The sequence below is a fragment of the Azotobacter armeniacus genome (genome assembly GCF_054779355.1).
In genome coordinates, this window is sequence record NZ_BAAGYK010000091.1 from 32,607 (window position 1) to 56,766 (window position 24,160).

24 protein-coding genes are annotated in these 24,160 nt (G+C 58.8%); 6 read left to right on the forward strand and 18 right to left on the reverse strand.

All coding sequences use genetic code 11. The features are described 5' to 3' along the window. Nucleotides 1-187: 187 nt before the first annotated feature. From ACYVD0_RS13040 to rpoE, 11 genes are all read right to left on the reverse strand, one after another. Complete coding sequence (locus ACYVD0_RS13040) at nt 188-1,579, reverse strand: polysaccharide lyase family 7 protein (protein ID WP_460427197.1); 1,392 nt, start codon at nt 1,577-1,579, stop codon at nt 188-190. A gap of 1,239 nt (nt 1,580-2,818) precedes the next feature. After that, complete coding sequence (era, locus tag ACYVD0_RS13045) at nt 2,819-3,733, reverse strand: GTPase Era (protein ID WP_460427198.1); 915 nt, start codon at nt 3,731-3,733, stop codon at nt 2,819-2,821. Further along, a complete protein-coding gene (gene rnc / locus ACYVD0_RS13050; protein WP_460427199.1) occupies nt 3,720-4,409 on the reverse strand; it encodes a ribonuclease III family protein in 690 nt (229 codons plus the stop codon). The genes era and rnc overlap by 14 nt, the downstream gene beginning before the upstream one ends. Next, nucleotides 4,406-4,783 carry a DUF4845 domain-containing protein gene (locus tag ACYVD0_RS13055; protein WP_460427200.1) on the reverse strand — a complete coding sequence of 126 codons (378 nt, stop codon included), beginning with the start codon at nt 4,781-4,783 and terminating at the stop codon, nt 4,406-4,408. The genes rnc and ACYVD0_RS13055 overlap by 4 nt, the downstream gene beginning before the upstream one ends. Before the next feature lie 91 nt (nt 4,784-4,874). Further along, nucleotides 4,875-5,726, reverse strand: coding sequence for a S26 family signal peptidase (gene lepB / locus ACYVD0_RS13060; protein WP_460427201.1), 852 nt, complete (start codon nt 5,724-5,726; stop codon nt 4,875-4,877). Nucleotides 5,727-5,730: 4 nt separating this feature from the next. Then, entirely contained in the window at nt 5,731-7,530 is a 1,800-nt protein-coding gene (lepA, locus tag ACYVD0_RS13065; protein WP_460427202.1) for an elongation factor 4, read from the reverse strand. A 147-nt stretch (nt 7,531-7,677) separates the two neighbouring features. Next, nucleotides 7,678-9,099 (reverse strand): DegQ family serine endoprotease, encoded by a 1,422-nt coding sequence (locus ACYVD0_RS13070; RefSeq protein WP_460427203.1) that lies wholly within the window; start codon nt 9,097-9,099, stop codon nt 7,678-7,680. A gap of 12 nt (nt 9,100-9,111) precedes the next feature. After that, a complete protein-coding gene (locus tag ACYVD0_RS13075) occupies nt 9,112-9,585 on the reverse strand; it encodes a SoxR reducing system RseC family protein (RefSeq protein WP_460427204.1) in 474 nt (157 codons plus the stop codon). Further along, nucleotides 9,582-10,529 carry a MucB/RseB C-terminal domain-containing protein gene (locus ACYVD0_RS13080; RefSeq protein WP_460427205.1) on the reverse strand — a complete coding sequence of 316 codons (948 nt, stop codon included), beginning with the start codon at nt 10,527-10,529 and terminating at the stop codon, nt 9,582-9,584. The genes ACYVD0_RS13075 and ACYVD0_RS13080 overlap by 4 nt, the downstream gene beginning before the upstream one ends. A gap of 8 nt (nt 10,530-10,537) precedes the next feature. Then, a complete protein-coding gene (locus ACYVD0_RS13085) occupies nt 10,538-11,125 on the reverse strand; it encodes a sigma-E factor negative regulatory protein (RefSeq protein WP_460427206.1) in 588 nt (195 codons plus the stop codon). Nucleotides 11,126-11,157: 32 nt separating this feature from the next. Continuing rightward, complete coding sequence (rpoE, locus tag ACYVD0_RS13090; RefSeq protein ID WP_460427207.1) at nt 11,158-11,739, reverse strand: RNA polymerase sigma factor RpoE; 582 nt, start codon at nt 11,737-11,739, stop codon at nt 11,158-11,160. Nucleotides 11,740-12,099: 360 nt separating this feature from the next. Here rpoE and nadB point away from each other — a divergent pair, with 360 nt between their 5' ends. Beyond that, nucleotides 12,100-13,716 (forward strand): L-aspartate oxidase, encoded by a 1,617-nt coding sequence (gene nadB, locus ACYVD0_RS13095; RefSeq protein ID WP_460427208.1) that lies wholly within the window; start codon nt 12,100-12,102, stop codon nt 13,714-13,716. Here the strand turns inward: nadB and ACYVD0_RS13100 are convergent. After that, a complete protein-coding gene (locus ACYVD0_RS13100; RefSeq protein ID WP_460427209.1) occupies nt 13,685-14,137 on the reverse strand; it encodes a protein YgfX in 453 nt (150 codons plus the stop codon). The two genes, nadB and ACYVD0_RS13100, sit on opposite strands and share 32 nt — an antisense overlap. Then, nucleotides 14,121-14,375, reverse strand: a complete 255-nt coding sequence (locus tag ACYVD0_RS13105; protein WP_460427210.1) for an FAD assembly factor SdhE — start codon at nt 14,373-14,375, stop codon at nt 14,121-14,123. Before ACYVD0_RS13105 ends, ACYVD0_RS13100 begins: the two co-directional genes overlap by 17 nt. 124 nt (nt 14,376-14,499) lie before the next feature. Between ACYVD0_RS13105 and ygfZ the strand changes: the two genes are divergently transcribed. Next, nucleotides 14,500-15,441 (forward strand): YgfZ/GcvT domain-containing protein, encoded by a 942-nt coding sequence (ygfZ, locus tag ACYVD0_RS13110; protein WP_460427211.1) that lies wholly within the window; start codon nt 14,500-14,502, stop codon nt 15,439-15,441. Nucleotides 15,442-15,454: 13 nt separating this feature from the next. Here the strand turns inward: ygfZ and ung are convergent, their stop codons facing one another. Further along, a complete protein-coding gene (gene ung, locus ACYVD0_RS13115; protein WP_460427212.1) occupies nt 15,455-16,153 on the reverse strand; it encodes a uracil-DNA glycosylase in 699 nt (232 codons plus the stop codon). A gap of 216 nt (nt 16,154-16,369) precedes the next feature. Here ung and ACYVD0_RS13120 point away from each other — a divergent pair, with 216 nt between their 5' ends. The 4 genes from ACYVD0_RS13120 to ACYVD0_RS13135 all read left to right on the forward strand — a co-directional run bounded on the left by ACYVD0_RS13120 (nt 16,370) and on the right by ACYVD0_RS13135 (nt 20,343). Next, nucleotides 16,370-17,533, forward strand: a complete 1,164-nt coding sequence (locus ACYVD0_RS13120) for an acyl-CoA dehydrogenase family protein (RefSeq protein ID WP_460427213.1) — start codon at nt 16,370-16,372, stop codon at nt 17,531-17,533. Nucleotides 17,534-17,574: 41 nt separating this feature from the next. Then, nucleotides 17,575-18,393 (forward strand): enoyl-CoA hydratase, encoded by an 819-nt coding sequence (locus ACYVD0_RS13125; protein ID WP_460427214.1) that lies wholly within the window; start codon nt 17,575-17,577, stop codon nt 18,391-18,393. Nucleotides 18,394-19,439: 1,046 nt separating this feature from the next. Further along, on the forward strand, nt 19,440-19,661 hold the full coding sequence (locus ACYVD0_RS13130) for a cysteine-rich CWC family protein (protein ID WP_460427215.1): 222 nt from the start codon (nt 19,440-19,442) through the stop codon (nt 19,659-19,661). Then, entirely contained in the window at nt 19,651-20,343 is a 693-nt protein-coding gene (locus ACYVD0_RS13135) for a pseudouridine synthase (RefSeq protein WP_460427216.1), read from the forward strand. The genes ACYVD0_RS13130 and ACYVD0_RS13135 overlap by 11 nt, the downstream gene beginning before the upstream one ends. 179 nt (nt 20,344-20,522) lie before the next feature. Here the strand turns inward: ACYVD0_RS13135 and groL are convergent, their stop codons facing one another. From groL to ACYVD0_RS13155, 4 genes are all read right to left on the reverse strand, one after another. Beyond that, the gene (gene groL, locus ACYVD0_RS13140) at nt 20,523-22,172 is read right to left on the reverse strand and encodes a chaperonin GroEL (protein ID WP_460427217.1); all 1,650 of its coding nucleotides are present in this window, start codon (nt 22,170-22,172) and stop codon (nt 20,523-20,525) included. A gap of 46 nt (nt 22,173-22,218) precedes the next feature. Beyond that, on the reverse strand, nt 22,219-22,512 hold the full coding sequence (locus ACYVD0_RS13145; protein WP_460427218.1) for a co-chaperone GroES: 294 nt from the start codon (nt 22,510-22,512) through the stop codon (nt 22,219-22,221). 312 nt (nt 22,513-22,824) lie between these two features. Beyond that, nucleotides 22,825-23,292 carry an FxsA family protein gene (locus ACYVD0_RS13150; RefSeq protein ID WP_460427219.1) on the reverse strand — a complete coding sequence of 156 codons (468 nt, stop codon included), beginning with the start codon at nt 23,290-23,292 and terminating at the stop codon, nt 22,825-22,827. A 75-nt stretch (nt 23,293-23,367) separates the two neighbouring features. Then, nucleotides 23,368-24,099: a HugZ family pyridoxamine 5'-phosphate oxidase gene (locus ACYVD0_RS13155; RefSeq protein WP_460427231.1), complete on the reverse strand. Its 732-nt coding sequence runs from the start codon at nt 24,097-24,099 to the stop codon at nt 23,368-23,370. Nucleotides 24,100-24,160 lie beyond the last annotated feature (61 nt).

Below are 24,160 nucleotides of genomic sequence, written 5' to 3' on the forward strand. Positions count from 1 at the left end.
CATTTCCTGCCTTTTTCCGGCTCTAGCAGTTTGCTGAAAAACCCCTTGGCCAGCATGAAGCTGCGCTTTTTTCAAGTGGGGACGAGACATCTTACACTGGATTGTATCTGTCTTTTACTCGGAATCAGCGAATAAATTGAATCATGACACTGAATCGAGGTTTTTTCAGCAAACAGCGAAATAGCCGCTAGACAACAAGAGCACTGGCATCAAGCATGCTGTCATCAATACCAATAACCTTCACGAGCATGACATCTTCGGCAGAACCTTCGGCTCCATCAGCATCAACGTAAAGCTCGTGGGTATTATCGGCCACTTCCTTGAAGCTGATAAAACCATTAGCGCTCAGCTCCTTCAAAGACATATCATCGCCGCCACGCGAGAAGCTCTCCACCAGGGCAGAAATATCAATCAAGTCTCCCGCTCGGAAATCGGTAATAGTATCGCCTGCATCCTCAAGACTCGCGAAAGCGAATTTGTCTGTACCGCTCCCACCTTCGAGCAAGTCTTTGCCAGGGCCGCCCTGCAATACATCGTTTCCTGCAGTGCCATACAGCTTATCATCGCCGGCATTTCCATATATCTTATCATTGCCGCTGTTTCCATGCAGCTCATCATCACCATCACGGCCGTACACTTTGTCGTCGCCGGCATTTGCACGAATGACATCATTCCCCGTGGTTCCAGTGAGTGCATTGTCGCCATCATCACCCGTCAAGGTTTGAGACGAGTCTGAAACAGAATTCGTGCTGCCAGCAGCGCTGCTACTGGTACCAGTATCGGTGCTGCTATTGGCTTGGGTATCGGTATTAGTAGTGCTGCTAGTACTTTTTGTAACCTGATCCAGCAGACCGCCAAGACCACCACCACTGGTGTGAGCAAAATCTAGGCCATAGAACGATACTTGGGCCTCCCCCTTACCGCTACTCTCATTGACCCCCAAGTAAGCGCCCGCCTTGAAATAAAGCTTATCCGACTGCCAGACAGAGTTAATCTTGGAGGTTGACGTGTATGTCTTCCCATCGGCATAAACCTCAACCGTCAAGGCATCTCCCTTGGCATCGATTTTATAGGAAAACCTCTCGTCCAGAGATATGTTGGGTTCGTTGCCATTGGAATCCTTGAGGGCAAATGTCGTCTCGGCATTCTTGGGTCCGGCTCGATCATTTACAAAATATACTTTTCCATTTTCATAATAAAGACGGACAAGCTCATCATCCTCACCATGAATCTGACCGACAACCACCCGGCCCGGGCTACCATCGGACTTTTGCGGGACCTTATCTACCTCAAGGGTCGCCGTCATGGTGCCCCCCTCGCTGAGTTTCCAAGCGGCACGCTCGCTTCCATTCATTTCGCGCAGCTCGGAACGCGCATACTTGGAGCCGCCGGTCGTTGCGCCATCTACCATGGCGGAAAAAACCATGGCCCCATCCGGCGCATCATAAAAATACTTAGAGTTTTCATACCCCAAAAGATTTTTTACTTCTACGGCCACACCACTGGTGCCGCCCTTACTATCAACCGGCAAAGTAATCTTCCAGTTGCGAAGGTCGATAAGATCCGAGTTGTAAGCCATTTTTCCTCTCAGTTATTCATCTAATTTAAACACATCCTGTGAGTTGGTTAAAAAAAGCGTCAAGTCGAGCAGCAGACCACCGCCTCCAATCTGGAGGAGCAATGAGCCAAGCCGCAAATACAGCTAAACCGACTGACGCGAGACAGCCGCCAAAACTGGCCGCAATACTTGAGTAGTCCGAATAAGGTTCACCCCCTGCTACCAGATTCGGTCTCGAAGAATACATCAGGACACATGACAGCCCGATATAAAGAATGAATCAGTCGCGATACCAGCCCCCTACTGACGAAGTTCAGCCACCAGCATCAACTACAACTTTTGGCGCAAAATGCTTCCTCAAACCAATTATCGGCAAGCTGCATAGACATAGCATGGGACATTTACTATTTGAATACCCCTATTTTTACCACCATAAAAAAAACCAAAGCGACTCCATGGCTCACCAACCGTGAACCACACTAGAAAATTCTTGTCGTCTATATATCAAAACAATTTTTACCTGCAGACCGCCCAGCAGCATGGACTGGCCGACAGATATCCTGAATGCACTAAGCCATCCACCTATAGTTGCGAAAAGTGACAGGCACCCACAAACATGTCAACCACTCCAAGAACAGCCGTATGCGATCTCCCATGAGGGGGATATAGCACTAATCCACCGAATAACGCACCTACTTCCTCCTCAATACAGTAACCGTATTGCACTTACCTCTTTTAAGAGCCACCGATTCTGACCAACTTTTCCCGACGTTTCCAGTCCATTCGTCGCCTCGCTTAAGCGATACGGCAGTCAAAAGCCAATAGATCACTATATCGTTATGAAAAATATAAAGTGCCGACGAAGTTTAAACGAGCGAATTATCCAAAGAATACACCCGATAATGCTGCCGATTGGTCAGGATGATTTTGTACATACCAGCCTTCGGCCCTCCTTCGAGGACGCAGGGAGTCATGGTTTGAACTCAAGCAGTAACAGGGGGAAATATGCAGGAAGTCCGCCCGGAGCGGCTCGGCCTCGACTGTATGCCCAGCAGCCAGGGCATCCTTCTGTAACCCCTCTGGGAAGGGCCACTGCGCGCATAGGCTCAAGGGCACGAGGCCATTACTTGGCAGGAGTGAGGTGGAACCACCGACGGGTCCCGGAAGGAGGAGATTTGAGGATGAGCCGAGCGTTGGCGATGAATATATCTTGCCCGATGCATCCAACAATTTTTTGCAAACAGCAGAAAGGAAATGACGCTAACTATCACGATAGCCCAACGAATGAAGCGCTCGCTCGTCATCGGACCAGCCGCTCTTAACCTTAACCCACAGGTTAAGCATGATTTTGGAGTCGAACAGCACCTCCATGTCCTTGCGTGCCTCCTGGCCAATGGATTTGAGCCGCTCGCCCCTCTCGCCGATGATGATTTTCTTCTGCCCCTCGCGTTCGACCAGGATCAGCGCGTGGATGTGCAGGATCCGCCCCTCCTGCTTGAAGTCCTCGATCTCCACGGTGACCTGGTAGGGCAGTTCAGCACCCAATTGGCGCATGATCTTCTCCCGCACCAGCTCGGCGGCGAGGAAGCGGCTGGAGCGGTCGGTGATCTGGTCTTCCGGAAAGAAATGCTCACTCTCCGGCAGTCGCTCGGCGACCAGCCGCTCGAGAGTATCCAGATTCTGTCCATGCAATGCTGAGATGGGCACGATCTCTGCGTTGGTCAGTTGCTGCGCCAGCCATTCCAGATGGGGCAGTAGCTCGGCCTTGTCCTCGAGTCGGTCGGCCTTGTTCACCGCGATCAGAACCGGCCCCTGCACGTACTGGAGGCGCTCGAGCACCAACTGGTCCTCTTCAGTCCAGCGCGTGCGGTCGACCATGAAGACCACCACGTCGACGTCCTTCAATGCCGCCGAGGCGGTCTTGTTCATGTAGCGGTTGAGTGCCTTGTCGTTCTGCTTGTGCAGGCCGGGTGTATCGACGTAGATCGCCTGTACCTTGCCCTCGGTCTTGATCCCCAGCATGTTGTGCCGGGTGGTCTGCGGCTTGCGCGAGGTGATCGCCAGCTTCTGCCCGAGAACATGGTTGAGCAGCGTGGACTTGCCTACATTAGGACGGCCAACGATGGCTACGTATCCGCAGCGCGGCGGGTTTGCTTTTGCTTCAGTCATTGCCATTCTCCACCCCGAGGGCTACCAGTGCCGCCGCTGCCGCCACCTGCTCGGCGATGCGGCGACTGGCACCCTGACCGTAGGTCTTGTCGTTCAGGAGGGCAACCTGGCACTCGACGAAAAACGTCCGGCAGTGTGGCTCGCCCTGGATGTCTACCACTTCGTAGCGGGGCAGCTCACAGGCCCGGGACTGGAGGAACTCCTGCAGGCGGGTCTTGGGGTCCTTGTTGGTGTCGACCAGGGTCAGGCTATCCAGCTCGCCGGCCAGCCAGTCGAGCACGCGCTCGCGCACCGTCTCCAGACCGGCATCCAGGTAAATGGCACCGATCAGCGCCTCCAAGGCATCGGCAAGGATGGACTCGCGACGGAAGCCGCCGCTCTTCAGCTCGCCGGAGCCGAGGCGCAGGTGGTCGCCGAGGTCGAAACCACGTGCTAGCAAGGCCAGCGTCTCGCCCTTGACCAGCCGTGCCCGCAGGCGCGACAACTGCCCTTCGCGGGCTTGGGGAAAGCGCTGAAACAGTGCCTCGCCAGCGACGAAGTTGAGGATGGCATCGCCAAGAAACTCCAGCCGCTCGTTGTTGCGACTCGCAAAACTGCGATGGGTCAACGCCAGGAGCATTAGATCCTGGTTCTTGAAAGTATGACCGAGCTTGCGCTCAAGACGATTCAGGGAGGAGCTCACGGCATGGGCACACGGAATTCTTTATCGAAACTCACCACCAGATCGAGGTTCTCGATCAGCGGCTCGCGCTTCTCATATTTTAGATGAGCACGGAACTCATTGTTTTCGAAGGTCACTTTCAGCACCTCTTGCAAATTCAGGTCTCGAAGGTTATTGACCTGCATACCCTTGCTGACATGGGCATAGAAGTCTCCTACGCTGCGGATATCTGCAGCTCGCTCCGTTTCGATAGAGGTGATGATCTTCTCCATAGACATATAATCGAAATAATGCGGCATCATCTTGAATGCCGTACTGGCAAAAAATGCCACCACGGCCAGCACGACTAACCAACTCAGTATCGACAGTCCTTTCTGCGAATGAGGGAATTTCATGCTCGGTCTCTTTCATCCAGCCATTGACTGTGGACACAGCCTATAGGGGGCTGCCTCCCGTGTTGGCGAGTACTGCACATTTGCCGAGGGCTTAGTGGATCAGGCCGACGCGGGCGAAGTTCGGCAGATTTTGCAGTTTGGGCTCCGGCCAACTCATCCAGACAGCGAAGGCCTTGCCGACGATGTTCTCGTCCGGAACCATGCCCTGCATTTCGTCAGTAATCTGCGGATCGTTCCAGTAGCGGCTGTCGTTGGAGTTGTCGCGGTTGTCGCCCATCATGAAATAGTGGCCGTCTGGCACTACCCATTCACGAGTAGGCTCGGCATGGCGTCTCGTTTCCTTGCGGATTAAATGCTCGACATCGCCGAGCTGCTCTTTGTAAAGCGCCGCACTGCCCAGAATCCCGGACGCCTTGCCCAGCAACTGTTCGGCAATCGGGGCCCCATTGACGAACAGGCGCTTGTCGCTGCCATAGCGGATATGGTCGCCGGGCAAGCCGACCACCCGCTTGATATAGTTAATACTCGGCTCGCTTGGGTAGCGGAATACCATGACATCACCACGCTGCGGCTCGCCCACCTCGATCACCTTGGTGTCCAGCACGGGCAGGCGGATACCATAGGCGAATTTGTTCACCAAAATGAAGTCGCCAACGTCCAAGGTAGGCCTCATCGAGCCCGAGGGAATCTGGAAGGGCTCTACCAGGAAGGAGCGCAGTACTAACACGATCGCCAAGACCGGGAAGAACGACTTGCCATATTCGACCAGCAGCGGCTCCTTGTTCAGGCGCTCCACCACGCTCTGGTCGGGCTTGCCGACACTACCCTCATATGCGGCAATTGCCGCTCGCCGGCGCGGCGCCAGCAAGACTAGATCCAGCAGGGCCAATGCACCGCTGACCAGAACCGCCAGCACCAGCAGCAAAGGAAAATTGATCGACATAGGGCTAACTATCTACCTTGAGCACGGCGAGGAAGGCTTCCTGCGGAATCTCCACACTGCCGACCTGCTTCATCCGTTTCTTACCGGCCTTCTGCTTCTCGAGCAACTTGCGCTTTCGGCTCACGTCGCCGCCATAGCACTTTGCCAGGACATTCTTTCTCAGCGCCTTCACTGTGGTTCGTGCCACGACTTGCCCGCCGATGGCGGCCTGGATGGCCACATCGAACATTTGTCGGGGAATCAGCTCCTTCATCTTCTCGGTGAGCGCCCTCCCCTTTTGATGGGACTTGTCGCGATGCACGATGAGCGCCAGGGCATCCACCTTTTCGCCATTGATCAGCACATCCAACTTGATCAGGTTGGCGGGCTGAAAGCGATCGAAACTGTAATCCAGCGAGGCATAACCACGGCTGACTGACTTCAGTCGGTCGAAGAAGTCCAGTACCACCTCGTTCATCGGAAGGTCATAGCTGATCTGTACCTGGCTGCTGAGGAACTGCATGTCGCGCTGGACGCCACGCTTCTCGATGCAAAGATTGATGACGTTACCCAGATGCTCCTGCGGCACCAGGATATTGGCGCGCACGATCGGCTCGCGCATTTCGGCAATGGAGGACAGATCCGGCAACTTCGACGGATTATCAACATAAACCATATCGCCATTCTTTAGCAGGACCTCGTAGACCACCGTCGGCGCTGTAGTGATCAGATCCAGGTCATATTCGCGCTCCAGACGCTCTTGGATGATCTCCATGTGCAGCATGCCGAGGAAGCCGATGCGGAAACCGAAACCGAGCGCATCGGAGCTTTCCGGCTCGTATTGCAGCGCGGCGTCGTTCAGCGTCAACTTCTGCAGCGCCTCGCGGAAATCTTCGAAATCGTCCGAGCTGACAGGGAACAGACCGGCATACACCTGCGGTTTGATCCGCTGGAAGCCTGGCAGCATGTCCACATCGGGAGTGCTGGAGAGCGTCAGGGTATCGCCTACCGGCGCACCGTGGATGTCCTTGATGCCAGCAATGATGAAGCCCACTTCGCCCGCCTTGAGGTCGGGCATCTCGGTGTGCTTCGGGGTGAAGACTCCGACGCTGTCCACTTGATGGGCCTTACCAGTGGACTTCACCAAAATTTTGTCGCTCTTCTTTACCCGGCCGTGTTTGACCCGTACCAGCGAGACCACACCCAAGTAGTTGTCGAACCAGGAATCGATTATCAACGCTTGCAACGGCGCCTCAATCTCGCCTTCGGGGGGAGGGATGATCTGGACCAATTGCTCCAGCACGTCGAGGACGCCCATCCCACTTTTGGCGCTGCATGGGACAGCAGCGCTGGCATCAATACCGATAATATGCTCGATCTCGTCCTTGACCCGCTCCGGCTCGGCTTGGGGCAGATCCATCTTGTTCAGCACGGGCATCACTTCCAAGCCCTGCTCAATGGCGGTATAGCAGTTGGCGACCGATTGCGCCTCCACGCCCTGACCGGCATCCACCACCAGCAAGGCGCCCTCACAGGCGGCCAGAGAACGGCTGACTTCATAGGTGAAGTCGACATGACCAGGGGTATCGATGAAATTCAGCTGGTAGGTTTTGCCGTCCTGCGCCTTGTAGTGCAAGGTCACACTGTGGGCCTTGATAGTGATACCACGTTCGCGCTCTAGGTCCATGGAGTCCAAAACCTGGGCCTCCATCTCGCGATCCGAAAGGCCGCCGCAGATCTGAATGAATCGGTCCGCCAGTGTCGACTTGCCATGATCGATATGGGCGATGATGGAAAAATTGCGGATATGACTGAGGTCACTCACAGTTCAGCACTCGAAAAGGCTCGGGCGGGCTAGCCGTCGAAAATAGCAGGGGAGTTTAACTGATCAATATTACCAACGTCACGCACTACCTCGCTTGACAAACATAAAAAAGGGCGGTCAAACCGCCCTTTTTAAGTCTGAAAGGCTTCATTCAGCCAGTTTGAAAGTGATGAAACTGGCTCTTCCCTGACGCAGCACCCGCATGGACACCGAACGGCTTTTCGGCAGTGCACCAGCCACTTCGGCAAAGGTCTTCGTCGAGTCGATCGCTTGATTGTTCAGATGGGTGATCACATCGCCAGGCCGCAAGCCGATCACGGCCGCCGGACCGTTCAATACTTCACGAATCACCACACCACCCTTGAGGTCGAGGGACTTCTTCTGCTCGGGAGTCAGTTCAGTGACAGTCACCCCCAGACGGTTGCTGCTTTGCTCCACGCCCGCAACGCTTGGCTGAACCCCATCTCCCTCCTCCGGCAAGGCTCCCACCGTGATGGCAATATTTTTCCGAACCCCATCACGCACCACTTCGAGATTGGCCTTGGTTCCAGGCTTCAACCTGCCAACCAGGTGCGGCAGATCGGCCGACATCACAATCGGACGGCCATCCAGGTTGAGAATGACATCTCCGACCTGCAAGCCTCCTTTATCCGCCGGGCCCTCTTCCAGCACCTGGGCAACCAGCGCCCCTGCCGGCTTGTCCAGACCGAAGGATTCGGCCAGATCCTTGTTGACTTCCTGAATGACCACGCCCAGCCAGCCGCGTACAACCTTGCCGGTCGCCTTCAACTGGTCGGCCACCCCCATGGCAACTTCGATGGGGATGGCGAAGGACAGCCCCATGAAACCGCCTGACCGGGTAAAGATCTGCGAATTGATACCGATCACCCGCCCCTCCAAGTCGAAGAGCGGTCCCCCGGAGTTGCCGGGATTGATTGCCACATCGGTCTGGATGAAAGGCACATAACTCTCATTCGGCAGACTCCGCCCCGTGGCACTGATGATGCCGGCCGTCACCGAATGGTCAAAACCGAAGGGCGAACCGATAGCCACAACCCACTCCCCCACCTTCAACTTATCGGTACGACCAAGCTTGACGGTGGGAAGGTTCGAGCCTTTAACCTTCAGCAGGGCCACATCGGTAAGTGGATCGGCACCGACCAGTTCGGCCTCGAGTTCACTGCGATCGGACAGTCGAACGATAATTTCATCAGCATCGGCAACCACATGGTTGTTGGTCAATACGTAGCCATCCGCAGAAAGGATGAAGCCCGACCCCAAGGAATGCGCCTCGCGATGACGACCACCATTCGGCGTACGTGGAACCTGCGGAATATTGCGTTCCAAGAACTCCCTGAAGAACGGGGGAAGACCTTCGAGATCAGGCATCCCCTGCACCATGGCACGATCCGGAAGCTTCTGCCGGGTGCTGATGTTGACTACCGCAGGAGAAGCTGCCTCTACCAACTCGGTAAACTCCGGCAATTGTGCCTGCGCGAGCAGCGACTGCCCAAGCAACAAGACACCTGCCAAGACGGAGGCGAAGGGCTTAAAACCAAATTTCGACATACTGCTCTCCACTCAAAAAGCCGCACGCCCAGCATACCCCTGGGGAACGCCAAGCAAAGTACGCAACACCACTGGCTGCAATGCCGGATTGTTTATCTGGCGTCGACTCACGCTGCGTACCACGATCCAAACAGAGGCAAATCCCAGAAAACCGGCGAAAATCACTAGCGGCTCCCTGAAACCGAACCATTGGGCGGAAATGGCAAAGATAAACAAGCCGAGCAAGGGCAACAGGTAGACCGCGAGGGCGCTGCGCAACAGTAAATCTTTCCGTATGCCGATGACTACAGGGTCGCCAACCTGAAGCGGCATGGCCGACAAGGCACGAATGCGCCTGCGATGCCCCCCCGTCCTCAGCCCCTCCAGCAGAAGGCCCCGGTCACAGCCGATGCTTGCGGCACAACCGGAGCAGCTAGTCTTGCTCTGGGCTTCAACCCATACAGCCCCACGCTCGATCGCCACCACCCGGCCCTGCTCTTCGATCATCGATCAGCCTGTTCCTCACTCGCACGCATCGATAGCGCTATGCGCTCGGCCGTTCCCAGAGGAATCTCGCCGATAACGGTAATCATCATATCGCCATCTGCAGTCGACATGCGCTTGGATACTGCGACGGTCGGACCCAGCTGGCTGCGCGCGTCTTCGACGAGAGCGCCACGCAACGGCTCGATGAACACCGAAAAACGCGTCAAACCATCACCGTACATTAAATAGATAATGGTTTCACCTGAGATGGGACTGGGCTGGGCGTGCACACTGCGCAGAGTGAAGCCTGGCGGCAGCCATTCGGAGCGCCAAGAGCCTTGCTCCGGCCCCTCGGCTTCCAAGATTTCGACCGGGCGGCAGGCCGGTCCCGGCTCCAGCTTATCTCTGGCAATTGTTGCGGGCGTGTCCAGCTGCGTGAACTGGAAACGCTCGAGCAGGTGGCCTTTCTCGTTCAGCAGGAGAGACTTGAGCGGAAGGGAGGTCTCACGATCAAGATGCAACTCGAAACCGTAGCGATACTGATCGCGCGGCAGAATAGTCAACACCACTGAGGCACGGCCGGCAACCCGGGACTCACCAACCATTCGGATTTCATACCACTCAGCCAGCTTCTGCGGATCCAGCGGTCGCGGTGGCCAAGGTTCCCCTTCAATCAATTGATCGGCCAAAGCGCTGCTCCCGCACTGAAGGCGCCCATCGACTCGTACCACCTCCACGGGCGAGCCATCCAACTTCAAAAGACGCTCTCTCGATCCCCCATTCTGGCTGGCTTGGTGCCAGATGGCATGAGTGGAAAAGCTGCCATTACGTTCGTAGACAAAGATGCCTTGAAAACTTTGTTGCCTCTCAGCCTTCAGCAGGCGATTCAGCCAATTTTGCGCGTCGGCAGCATGTACTGGCATCATCAAGCTGCCACCGAGAAAAAGCAGAGAAAAAAAACGCATGCTCCTCCTCAGCGGTTTTCCAGACTGGCCGCACGGGCATAGGGCAAGGCACCCTCAGCCCCACTCACAGCCGACTGCTGCACATGTTGGCGAAGGTAGGCCGGAAGCCTTTTCTCATGCCAATCCGAGTCTTGGCCCGCCTCATTAGGCAAGGGCTCCTGGGACTGCCCGGCGCCCTCAGTGTAACCAGCCAAAACCGGCGCCCCCTGTACCTGCGGTACCGGCAGGGAGGTTTGCGGTACTCGCTGGGCCATTCCGGCACCAGTCAACTCGCTTTGGTTGTACAGGCGAACGCCCGCCAACACTGCAACAGTCACCGAAGCCGCCACCGCCAAACGCCCAACCACCCCCCAGGAGAAGCGCCTAACCTTAGGGGCATTTTCTGTAGACAACGCGGCCGAGACCGCCGCTGCGATATCCAGACGCGGCTCCAGCAACTCCTTATGCATGGCGGCCCGTGCCAGCTGATAGCGCGACCAGGCGGCCCGAAACTCAGCATCGTCCTTGCTGGCAGTGAGCACACGATGCAACTCCATCTCGTCCGCCTCGCCATCCATTACCGCGGACAGCGACTCATATAGGGCTTCACGACTCATGACGTTACCTCTCTCGGCTGACGGCCGCAGTCTCAGGTTTCCTGCAGTAATGGCTGCAGCGCTTTATCAATCGCCTCACGCGCCCGAAAGATGCGTGAACGCACAGTTCCAACCGGACATTGCATAACACTGGCAATATCTTCATAACTCAGCCCATCGAACTCGCGCAGTGTCAATGCCATACGTAGATCTTCCGGCAGTTGCTGGATGGTTCGATGTACGGTGACCTCGATTTCATCCCGCAGGAGAGAACGCTCCGGCGACTCGATATCCTTCAGGGCATGGTCACCCTCGTAGAACTCGGCATCACATGCACTCACATCGCTGTCCGGAGGACGTCGCCCACGGGCCACCAGATGATTCTTCGCAGTATTGATGGCAATACGGTACAGCCAAGTGTAAAAAGCGCTGTCGCCGCGAAAATTGCCGAGCGCACGGTAGGCCTTGATAAAAGCCTCCTGAGCAACATCCTGAGCCTCATGGGCATCATGCACGAAACGCACTATCAAACCGAGAATCTTGTGCTGGTATTTCAATACCAGCAAATCAAAGGCCCGCCTGTCACCACGCTGCACCCGCTCGACCAACTGCTGATCCTGCTCCTGGTTTAACATGAATACACCTCGTTAAACCCTAGGGGGCATAGCCATAGCATCAGGCATCGGATCACCTTGTTTCTATTGACACGGGTATTAAGCAAAAATTCCCCCCCCAAGCGAGGCCTACCGTAGAAAGCGAACAACCTCGAACGGATCAACCAACCTGAACTACCCGCCATGAGAATAGCCACTCACTGGGCTAGCCACGCTCTCTCTGAGCTTTCATGTCGCCAACCGGTGTGCCATCCTGTTGCAGCCGGTATTTGATGTCAAAAAGGGCACAGAGTTCCCCTGACAGCCCTGCAGCCAAGTCGGCGATTGTGCCAAGCCCGACCTTCTTCTACTAGCAGTCTTTGCTTTTCCGGATTCTTCAACATGAGCCAACATTTTCAGCATGATGTCCTGATCATTGGCAGCGGTGCGGCCGGCCTGACCCTGGCACTCACTCTGCCGCCCCACTTGCGCATCGCGGTTCTGAGCAAAGGGGAACTCGCCAACGGCTCGACCTTCAGGGCTCAAGGCGGCGTCGCGGCAGTGCTGGATGATACCGACACCATCGAGTCCCATGTCGAAGATACGCTGATCGCCGGTGCAGGCCTATGTAGAAAGGAGGCAGTGCGCTTTACAGTGGAGCATAGCCGGGAAGCCATCCAATGGCTGATCGAGCAAGGCGTCCCCTTCACCCGCGAAGACCCCACGATGCATGATGACGGCGGTTTCGCATTCCATCTGACCCGCGAAGGCGGCCACAGCCACCGGCGCATCATCCATGCCGCTGACGCCACCGGTGCAGCCATCTTCAAGACCCTGCTGGCCCAGGCCCAGGAACGGCCGAACATCGAGCTGCTCGAACAACATGTCGCCATCGACCTGATCACCGAAAGCAAGCTCGGCTTGCCCGGCAGGCGCTGCCTGGGAGCCTACGTACTCAACCGTCAGAGCGGCGAGGTCGATACCTACAGCGCGCGCTTCACCACACTTGCCTGCGGCGGAGCAGCCAAGGTCTATCTCTACACCAGCAACCCCGACAGCGCCTGCGGCGATGGCATTGCCATGGCCTGGCGCGCCGGCTGCCGGGTAGGTAACCTGGAATTCAACCAGTTCCACCCCACTTGCCTGTACCATCCGCAAGCCAAGAGCTTCTTGATCACTGAAGCCCTGCGCGGCGAAGGTGGACTACTCAAGCTGCCCAATGGCGAGCGCTTCATGCCACGCTTCGACTGCCGAGCCGAGCTGGCCCCACGGGACATCGTCGCCCGCGCCATCGACCATGAAATGAAGCGCCTCGGGATCGACTGCGTGTATCTGGACATCAGCCACAAGCCGGCGGATTTCATCCAGTCTCACTTCCCGACCGTCCATGAACGCTGCCTGGATTTCGGCATTGATATTACCAGCGAACCAATCCCTGTGGTCCCCGCCGCCCACTACACCTGCGGCGGCGTTGTCGTCGACAGCCTCGGGCGGACAGACATCCCCGGCCTCTATGCCATTGGCGAAACCAGCTTCACCGGCCTGCATGGCGCCAACCGCATGGCAAGCAACTCCCTACTGGAGTGCTTCGTCTATGCCCGCTCCGCGGCACTCCACATGCTCGGGCAAATGACGGACATTGATCTGCCAAGCGATCTACCGAGCTGGGATGCCAGCCAGGTTACTGACTCCGACGAGGACGTGATTATCGCACACAACTGGGACGAACTGCGGCGCTTCATGTGGGACTATGTCGGCATCGTGCGCACCAACAAGCGCCTGCAGCGCGCCCAGCACCGGGTCAGACTACTGCTCAGCGAAATCGACGAGTTCTACAGCAACTACAAGGTCAGCCGCGACCTGATCGAGCTGCGCAACCTGGCCCTGGTCGCCAATCTGATGATCCGCTCGGCCATGCAGCGCCACGAAAGCCGCGGCCTGCACTATACACTCGACTATCCGGACATGCTGCCCGAAGCTCGCGACACTATTCTGGCGCCACCCACCTACGCCGACTGAATTTCAGCCGCACCCGCAATCGTCGATGGACATCCTGCGCCAGCGCATCGCGCGGGATGCACAAGCCCCTCACCCGCCGCTCCTCCGGCAGACGAAAGCGCAGAACGATCACCTGCGGCAGGGCCAGGCTGTCCTGCCGCAACTGCACCGGCCTCCAGCCATTGCGCGCACTCCACAGCTGCCAGCCTTCGGCAGTTCGGCGTACGCCCCTGAAGGCAGTGGGATGGGACAGCAGGATCTGTCTGGGCAGACACCAGGCCGCATGTGCCAGACACAGCGAGGCACCGAGCAGGCGGCTCCAGAAGGGAATATCGGCCAGAGCGAAGGAACCCAGGGCAAGCGCCTGGGCGATCAGATAGGCTGCCAGCAGCTGCCGCGAAGGCTGCCAGCGGCACTCGAAGACATCATTTGGGTTGGACACGATCCAGGATCATGTTCACCATGCGGTACAGATCAAGATCGGCCGGCTCTTCCCGGCGCATGAACCAGCCGAACATGTCCTGATCCTCGCACTCCAGCAGCTTGCGGAAGCGCGCCTGGTCCTCGACATCCAGATTAGAATAGGCCTCCTTCACGAAAGGCACCAGCAGCACGTCCAGCTCCAGCATGCCGCGCCGGCTGTGCCATAAAAGTCGGTTGAGTTCGATATCGTCGGCCATGGGATGGGATTCCTTATTAAAGAAGGCTCGCATTATAGCGGCGTCGGGACACTCCGGCACCGCTGACAAGGCACGGACCGACCTCTATGATGACAGCCATTCCTTATCAACTGCAGTGATACTCATGGCCGATACCGCTTGCTTCTGTGCGCTGGTCCACGAAGGCGTGTTAGCCGTTCGTGGTCCGGACGCCGACAAATTTCTTCAGGGTCAGCTGACCTGCAACCTCAACTATCTAAAGGACGGCAGCTCCAGCCTCGGCGCCCGTTGCACGCCGAAAGGGCGGATGATATCGAGCTTTCGCCTCATCCCCGATCTGGACGGCTTTCTCCTGGCCATGGCCAGCGAACTGATCGAGCCACAGCAGACTGAGCTGAAAAAGTTCGCAGCCTTCTCCAAGTCCCAATTATTCAATGAAAGCGGCGTCTGGACCCGCTTCGGCCTGCTCGGCGGCGATGCCGCCTTGATCGGCCTGGGTCTGGACCTGCCTCAGGAGACCGGCCAGGTCGTGCGCAACGGCGAACTCCTCGTCATCCGTTTGGAGGGTGAGCGTGCCGAGCTCTGGGCTCCAGCCGAGCAAGCCGAGGCGCTACGCGCCCGGCTGGCCGGCTACTTGCCCGAGGCTCCGCTGGAGTGCTGGCTGCTGGCTCAGATCCGCGCCGGGATCGGCCAAGTCTTCGGTGCGACCCGCGAGTTGTTCATTCCGCAGATGATCAACCTGCAAGCGGTCGGTGGGGTGAGCTTCAAGAAGGGCTGCTACAGCGGTCAGGAAATCGTCGCGCGCATGCAGTACCTGGGCAAGCTCAAGCGCCGCCTGTACCGCCTCGCGCTGGACAGCAGCGAAGCACCGGCGCCCGCCACCGAGCTATTCTCCCCCGTACACCGCACCAGTGTCGGCGAAGTGGTCCTGGCCGCTCCGGCGGAAAGCGGCGTCGAACTGCTCGCAGTTCTACAGGAGGATGCCGTCGAGGATGGACGCGTCAGCCTGGGCGCACCCGAAGGTCCCACCCTGCACCTGCTCGACCTCCCCTATAAACTGAACCACGAGCTGGAAGCCCAGCGCTAGGGCAGCTCCGCCTTCAGGGCATATCCGGCAGGCGCCAGTCAATCGGCGCCAGGCCGTGCTGCTCGAGAAACCGGTTGGCACGGCTGAAATGGCCGTTGCCTATGAAACCGCGATGGGCCGACAACGGCGAGGGGTGCGCGGAGCAGAGGATCAGGTGCTTGCTCGGATCGATCAGACGCCGCTTGCTCTGGGCATGGGCGCCCCAGAGCATGAACACCAAATGCCCCCGCCGCTGGCTGACCACCTCGATCACCCTATCGGTGAACTGCTGCCAGCCCATGCCGGCGTGCGACCCGGCGTTGCCCCGCTCCACCGTCAGCGAAGTGTTGAGCAACAGCACACCCTGCTCAGCCCAGTGCTGCAGATAGCCATGTTTCGGCATGTCGATATTCAGATCGCGCTTGAGCTCCCTGAAGATGTTCTGCAGCGACGGTGGCACCGGCACGCCCGGCTGCACCGAGAAGCACAGGCCATGGGCTTGGCCGGGCCCATGGTAGGGGTCCTGACCGATGATCACCACCTCGACCCGATCCAGCGGCGTCGAATTCAGCGCATTGAAGATCAGTGCCCCCGCTGGATAGATCTCCTTGCCGACAGCCTTCTCCCGTCGCAGGAAATCGCTCAGCTCCCGCATATAGGGCTTGTCGAATTCATCGTGGAGCGCTTCCTTCCAGGAAGCCTCCAGCTTGATGCGGTCCTCGGCGCTGCCCATACCCTTCCCCCCTTGCAAATGACCGAGGCACGCTAGAGAAGCCCTGCCGCCAAGTCAAGGCATAGGCTTGCGATGAAAACCCTCCACAATGCCGCTATAACAACATAAAGAAGCCCATTTCTTTCGGCCACCGGAGAAACCTGCTCGACCGCCAAGAGAGCCGACACCTGGCACGTCAATACCGGTGCACAGCAACGAAAAACGGGAGTACCGCCGATGGATTTCGAGCTTACCGAGGAACAACAACTGCTGATCGATAGCGCCCAGGCCTTCGCCAGCCGCGAACTGGCACCGCACGCTGCCGACTGGGATCGCGAACACCACTTTCCGCTGGCAGCGATCCGCCGAGCCGCCGAACAGGGCTATCTGAGCCTCTACATCGACGAGGCGGACGGCGGCGTCGGCCTGTCGCGCCTCACTGCCGCCCTGATCTTCGAACAGTTGGCCGCCGGCTGTGTCGCCACTACTGCCTATTTAACCATCCACAACATGGCCTGCTGGATGCTAGCCCGCTTCGCCGATGACGCGCTGAAAACGACCTGGCTACCGCGCATGATCGCGGGCGAGCTGCTCGCCTCCTACTGCCTGACCGAACCGGATGCCGGCTCCGATGCCGCCCACCTGCGCACCCGGGCCCGGCGCGACGGCAACAACTATGTACTGCAAGGTAGCAAATGTTTCATCTCCGGCGCCGGAAGTACTGACGTGCTGATCGTCATGGCCCGCACCGGGGAAGATGGCGCCAAGGGCATCTCCTGTTTTCTGGTGCCGGCCGATGCCAAAGGCATCCGCTACGGACGCAACGAACTTAAGATGGGCTGGCGCGCCCAGCCGACCCGCACCGTCACCTTCGAGGACGTACGCATTCCCACAACCAATTGCATCGGCCCGGAAGGCCAGGGGTTCGTCTATGCGATGCGGGCCCTGGACGGCGGCCGCATCAATATCGCTAGCTGCTCCCTCGGCGCGGCACGGGCGGCCTTGGATCAATCGCTGGGCTACCTCAGGGAGCGCCGGCAGTTCGGCAAGCCGCTGGCCGCGTTCCAGGCCCTGCAGTTCAAGCTCGCCGACATGCTCACCCAGCTCACCGCCAGCCGGCAGATGGTGTTGCTGGCCGCCGACCGACTGGACCGTGGCCATCCACAGGCTAGCCTTTATTGTGCGATGGCCAAGCGTTTCGCCACCGACCAGTGCTTCGAGATCTGCAACGAGGCCCTGCAACTTCATGGCGGCTACGGCTATCTGAACGACTATCCGCTGGAGCGCTGGGTGCGCGACAGCCGCGTGCACCAGATCCTCGAAGGCACCAACGAAATCATGCGAGTGATCATTGCCCGCCATCTGCTGGAGAAGGGCAGCACGCTGGAGCGGCTGCTGTAATCCGGGCGGCCATCGGCCTGCCACCCAAGGAAAACGCCGCCATGAGCCATGCCATAGAAACTTATCATCCCGGCCTGTTCGACCTGACCCACAAGCTGATGGTGGAAAAGCACGGACATACCGCTCTGATCACCATCAATCACCCCCCGGCCAACACCTGGGACCGCGATTCGCTGATCGGTCTCCGCCTGCTGCTCGAGCACCTCAACCGCGACGACGGCATCTACGCCCTGGTGGTGACCGGCCAAGGTGAAAAGTTTTTCAGCGCCGGCGCAGACCTCAAGCTGTTCGCCGATGTTGACAAGTCCCGCGCTCGCGAGATGGCCCGACGTTTCGGCGAAGCCTTCGAGGCGCTGCGCGATTTCCGCGGCGTTTCCATCGCCGCGATCAACGGCTATGCCATGGGGGGCGGCCTGGAATGTGCGCTGGCCTGCGACATCCGCATCGCCGAGCGCCAGGCTCTGCTGGCTCTGCCGGAAGCGGCAGTGGGCCTTCTACCCTGCGCTGGCGGCACCCAGCTACTGCCCTGGCTGGTCGGCGAAGGCTGGGCCAAGCGCATGATCCTCTGCGGCGAGCGGGTGAATGCCGAAACCGCCCGGCATATCGGTCTGATCGAGGAAGTAGTCGAGCCTGGCGAATCCCGCGGTCAGGCCCTGCTGCTGGCGGCCAAGGTGGCGCAGCAGAGCCCGGTCGCGGTACGCGCCATCAAGCCGCTTATCCAGGGCGCCCGTGAGCGCGGACCCAACGGCTGGCTGGCGGAGGAGCGTGAACGCTTCGTCGACATCTTCGAAGCCGAAGATACCCACGAGGGCATCAACGCCTTTCTCGAGAAGCGAACCCCGCAGTGGCGCAACAGGTAGGCAGCTTTCATAACTTGCCCCAGCAGCGGAATCCAAGGCCTCTGCGGGGCAGCCTTTCTGACCGCCTCGCTCGGCATGCCCCTTCCGACCCGGAGAGGGCAGCGCGAAGCTCAGTCGTGCCAGTCGTCCCGGTCATGCAAATGACCGGGACCCGAGGGGCGATGGGAACGATGCTGGTCCCAATCGGAATACCTGTTCCGCCCGGAATGCTGATCCCGCTTGTTCTCTACCATGCGTAAATAGCCGCCTCGATGCTCACCTTGTGAGCGGGCGCCCTGCGCCACTCCTGGTGCTGCTCATGGCGCTCATGGCGGTCCTCCCAGCGCCCGCTGTAACGCGGAACTGCCTTCCGCTCCGCGTGCCAGTCCCGGTGGCCGAGAGAGGGAGCAGGGTAGCGATGATCCAGGCGACGGCGATAACTGTCATCGTAAGAGTGATATCGATAAGCGTCATTGGAATAGTGATAGCGGTCTATACCATCATCCTCACGGGAATAATGATGATGACGTCATGATCGTATACGGCGCATCCGTTCAGGAACAGGCCCGGCAGGACAACCAACAGAGATCGGCATAGCATGATGGACGCTCTCCTAACACAACGAAGGCCAGCATTTGCTGACCTTCGCTAGAGGACATCCTTTTGTCATTGAAAGGGTATAGCCGTTCAACAGTTACCCTTCTTGGCCTGCCCCGGCGGGCAGAAATGCCCGCTATGGCCTCCGTGACCAGCACCGCCCAGACCAACATGTACATCGTCCCCGAGTTTTGCACGAACACCCGGCGCACTAATACTGCACCCACTCAACAGCAAAATTGCACCCAAAAGGCACACAGACAAGCCGCGCATAGAATACTCCTCGCATTTTCTAAATGCATAAAATCAAATGAAAACAAAAAGTTACCGGGAGAAAGCCAGCAAAATCGCAAATTTTCTAAGGTTATTCTAAGCTCGGTTGCTTTCCCTTTGCTATTACCCTTCGGCGGACTTGTGCACTGGTTCGGTGAGCCGCACTCGTGTCGCACCATGTCAGCGCAACCTTTGCCATGATCCCGAATGTAGATTCCAGACGCTGCCCCCTGTGCAGCAATGACAACGCCTGCGGCCTGGCCAGCCCGTCTCAGGGCCAGGGCGAATGCTGGTGCTTTTCCAGACCAGCCAATCCCGACGCGCTAAAGTGCCTGCCAGCGGATCTCCGCGGCCAGGCCTGCCTGTGCCCCCGCTGCCTGCAGCAGCTTCACGCCGAGACGACGCCCGATGCGCCTTGACCGCTTTCTTGGCAATCAGCCCTGCTTCAACCGCCGGGACGCCCACCTGCTTCTGGCCGGCGGACGGGTGCGCGTCGACGGCCAGGTGGTTCGTGACGGACGCTTCGAAATTCACGAGTTCAGCCGGATCGAACTGAACGACGGAGTGCTGCAGACTGGCAGGGCTGCGCGCTATTTCATGCTGCACAAGCCTGCAGGAGTAGTCAGCGCCACCTGCCATGAGCAGCACCGTACCGTGCTCGACCTCCTGAACGAGCCGAACAGGCAGGAACTGCATCTGGCCGGGCGCCTCGACCTCGGCACCACCGGCCTGCTGCTGATCACCAACGATGGACGCTGGTCACGCCGCATCACCCATCCACAGCACAAGCTGGCCAAGGTGTATTACGTGGAAACCGCCGAGCCGATCGGCGAGGAATATATCGAGACGTTCGCTCACGGCCTCTACTTCGCCTTCGAGGATCTGCTCACCCAACCTGCTCGACTGGAAATTCTCGGTAGCCGTAGCGCCCGGCTGACGCTGTTCGAAGGGCGTTACCATCAGGTCAAGCGGATGTTCGGGCATTTCCGCAACCGCGTGCTGCGCCTGCACCGGGAAAGCATGGGGCCATTGCAGCTGGAGTCTGGGCTGATGCCCGGCCAGTACCGCCCCCTGACTCAGCAAGAGATCGAGCTGATCTGAAGGGAAAGGCCAGCCAAGATAGATAAAAGTGGGGTATGAATATGAAAAGGCAGACAATCGTAGAGCGCGGCCCAGAACTGGGGAATACCTGAAAAGCAGACGCCCCGAACAAGTCGGGGCGTCTGGGAAGCCTTCTATCCTGCCAGGCAGGGGGAAGGCCTGGAGCGGAGCAGCCCGGTTTACATCATGCCACCCATGCCACCCATACCACCCATGCCACCCATGTCCGGCATAGCCGAAGCCGGCTTGTCTTCAACGATGTCGGCAACCATGGCTTCGGTGGTGACCATCAGGCCGCCGATGGAGGAGGCAGCCTGCAGCGCAGAACGGGTGACCTTGGCCGGATCGAGGATACCCATCTCAATCATGTCGCCGTACACGCCGCTGGCGGCATTGAAGCCAAAGTTGCCGGAACCCTGCTTGACCTTGTCGACCACTACGCTCGGCTCATCGCCAGAGTTGGCGACGATCTGGCGCAGCGGCGCTTCGACGGCACGACGCAGCAGGGCGATGCCGACATCCTGGTCTTCATTGTCGCCCTGCAGGCCCTCGATGGCCTGCAGGGCGCGCACCAGAGCCACGCCACCGCCGGGGACCACGCCCTCTTCCACCGCAGCACGGGTCGCGTGCAGGGCATCTTCGACACGGGCCTTCTTCTCTTTCATTTCGACTTCGGTGGCGGCGCCAACCTTGATCACGGCAACGCCACCGGCCAGCTTGGCCAGACGCTCCTGCAGCTTCTCGCGATCATAGTCAGAGGAGGTTTCCTCGATCTGCTTGCGGATCTGCGCCACGCGGGCCTCGATGTCGGCCGGGGCGCCGGCACCGTCGATGATGGTGGTGTTTTCCTTATTCAGGACGACGCGCTTGGCGTTGCCCAGGTGCTCCAGGGTGGCGCCTTCCAGACTCAGGCCGACCTCCTCGGAAATCACAGTAGCGCCGGTCAGGATGGCAATGTCCTGCAGCATGGCTTTGCGGCGATCACCGAAGCCCGGTGCCTTTACGGCGGCGACCTTGACGATGCCACGCATGTTATTGACCACCAGGGTGGCCAGAGCTTCGCCTTCGACGTCTTCGGCGACGATCAGCAGGGGGCGGCCGGACTTGGCCACAGATTCCAGCACCGGCAGCAGTTCGCGGATGTTGGAGATCTTCTTGTCGACCAGCAGCAGCAGCGGGTTATCCAGCTCGGCAACCATAGTGTCGGGCTTGTTGATGAAGTAAGGCGACAGGTAGCCGCGATCGAATTGCATACCTTCGACGACGGACAGCTCGTTCTCCAGACCTGAACCTTCCTCGACGGTGATCACGCCTTCCTTGCCAACCTTGTTCATGGCCTCGGCGATAATGTCACCGATGGAGGTGTCGGAGTTGGCGGAGATGGTACCCACCTGGGCGATCGCCTTGGAGTCGGCACACGGCTTGGCCAGCGACTTCAGCTCGGCGACGATGGCATGGGTGGCCTTGTCGATGCCACGCTTCAGGTCCATCGGGTTCATGCCGGCGGCAACAGCCTTCAGGCCTTCGTTGACGATGGCCTGGGCCAGCACGGTGGCGGTGGTGGTACCGTCGCCGGCCTCATCGTTGGCCTTGGAAGCCACGTCTTTCACCAGCTGGGCGCCCATGTTCTCGAACTTGTCCTTGAGTTCGATTTCCTTGGCCACGGACACGCCGTCCTTGGTGATGGTCGGTGCGCCGAAGCTCTTGTCCAAGACCACGTTGCGGCCTTTCGGGCCGAGGGTTGCCTTGACGGCATCGGCCAGGACGTTCACGCCTACCAGCATTTTCTTGCGGGCGGAATCACCGAATTTGACTTCTTTTGCAGCCATTTTGATCGTTCCTCAATCTTGGATTTTTTACGGAGACTCGCGGAAATCAGGCTTCGATGACAGCGAGGATTTCGTTCTCGCCCATCACCAGCAGATCTTCGCCATCGACCTTGATGGTGTTGCTGCCGGAATAGGGACCGAACACCACCTTGTCACCGACCTTCAGGGCCAGCGGACGGACTTCGCCGTTGTCCAGCACGCGACCAGTGCCGACAGCGACGACTTCGCCACGGTTCGGCTTCTCGGCAGCGGAACCGGGCAGCACGATGCCGCCAGCGGTCTTGGTTTCTTCTTCGCTACGACGAATCACGACGCGGTCATGCAGAGGACGAAGCTTCATTGTCGATCTCTCCTAGTTTTCTATCGTTTCAGCAACCGATGCCTTCATCGGCCCGTTAGTAAAAGCCGGCATTGCCGGTTGCGGCCCGCAGCACGGGACCGCAAAAGATAGCCTGTCTTCCGACAGGAACCTTGCGGTGACCGCTAGATGTGGGCGCTCAAGGGCATTTCAAGGGTATTGGAGAAAAATTTTCCATTCCGCCGCTCGGTCGGACGCAAAGGAAAGACAAAGCGCGCAGGGGGGACTGGCGCTGCGGCGAAGGAGGCTCTGATCCCTAGCGAGGCCCCCGGGATCAAAATGGAAGGGAGCAGATCAATCGTCCCGGCGCTCGTACTCACCCTCGATGACGTTGGGCCGGGAGGCGTCCGGGCCGGACTGCCTGGAGCGGGCAGCCCGATCATCGAAGAAAGCCCGCTGGCGCAATGCCTGTTCCTCGGCGCGCCGATGCAGGCGGCCCAGCAACAGGCGCCGGGTGAAGGGCAGCAAACAGGGCACGGCAAGCAGGTCGCTGACGAAGCCCGGCAGCAGCAACAGGCCACCACCGATGGCGACCAGCAGCCCTTCAAGCACTTCCTGCTCCGGCAACTCGCCGCGGGCCAGTCGCTCGCGGGCGCGCCAGGCGGTCGCCACACCGGCAACGCGCAGGACCAGACCACCCACCAGCACGCCGAGAACGATCAGCAGCAGCGTCGGCAGGACTCCGATCACTGAGCCGACCTTGATCATCACAGCCAGCTCGAGCAGGGGAAACAGCAGAAACAGCAGTAGAAAAGCACGCATCAATGATTTTCCCCAGGAGGAAGAGCTTCTTCCGATCCCTTATCCTGAACTAAATGAGCCCCTTCCACCGCCAATTCAAGCCTCGCCCTGCCCGGTGATCGGCCAGACTGGGGCATGAGCCAACTGTACCAAAACCTGGCGCACCATGGCAGGATTGTTACAGGATGCGGGGAAGGACAGCCAGTACAGTGCCTGACCGATACGCAGATGAAAGCCTTCGCTGTCGATGCCGGTCATTTCCGCCGGCTCGTCGGCCGGCAGCCCGGCCAGCTCAACATAATGGGCGATAGCCTTGGCATGGTCGCGATTCATGTGCTCGATCATACCGGCTTCGACCTCGCCAGCGAAGGGGTTGGCCAGCTCCACACCCTCCAGCCAGTGAATCGAACCGAAACCGCCGATAAAGCGCCAGCGCACCGGCTCCAGCACCCAGAAGTCAAAGTTGTGGGCGCGATGATAGTTCCGCGCGGCCGGGAAATAGCGGTAGTAGCGCGCAGCGGCAGCCTCGATCAGGACCTCGTCCAGCAGTTGCCGGGCCTCAGCCACGAGCGTCAGGCGTCCTGTGGCCTGCACGTCGAGCGCCCCGCGCTCGCCGACCAGCAGCGAGCACCTGCCGTCGGCCTGAAGGTTGCGGGTGTGCTGGGCGATTCGACTGATCAGGATCAGCGGACGGCCCGTCGCATCCAGGCAGTAGGGCACCGCTGATCCGAAAGGGAAGCCAGGGAACCTCTGGGACAGGGTTGCTAGCGCTCCACGGTACTCTTTGAGTAATAATTGTCGGGCATCCTTTAGGTCCTTCACCTTCACGCTCACCTTATGACTCCTCGTCGAAGATCCATTGCAACGGACAAGTGCCCAGCATAACGAG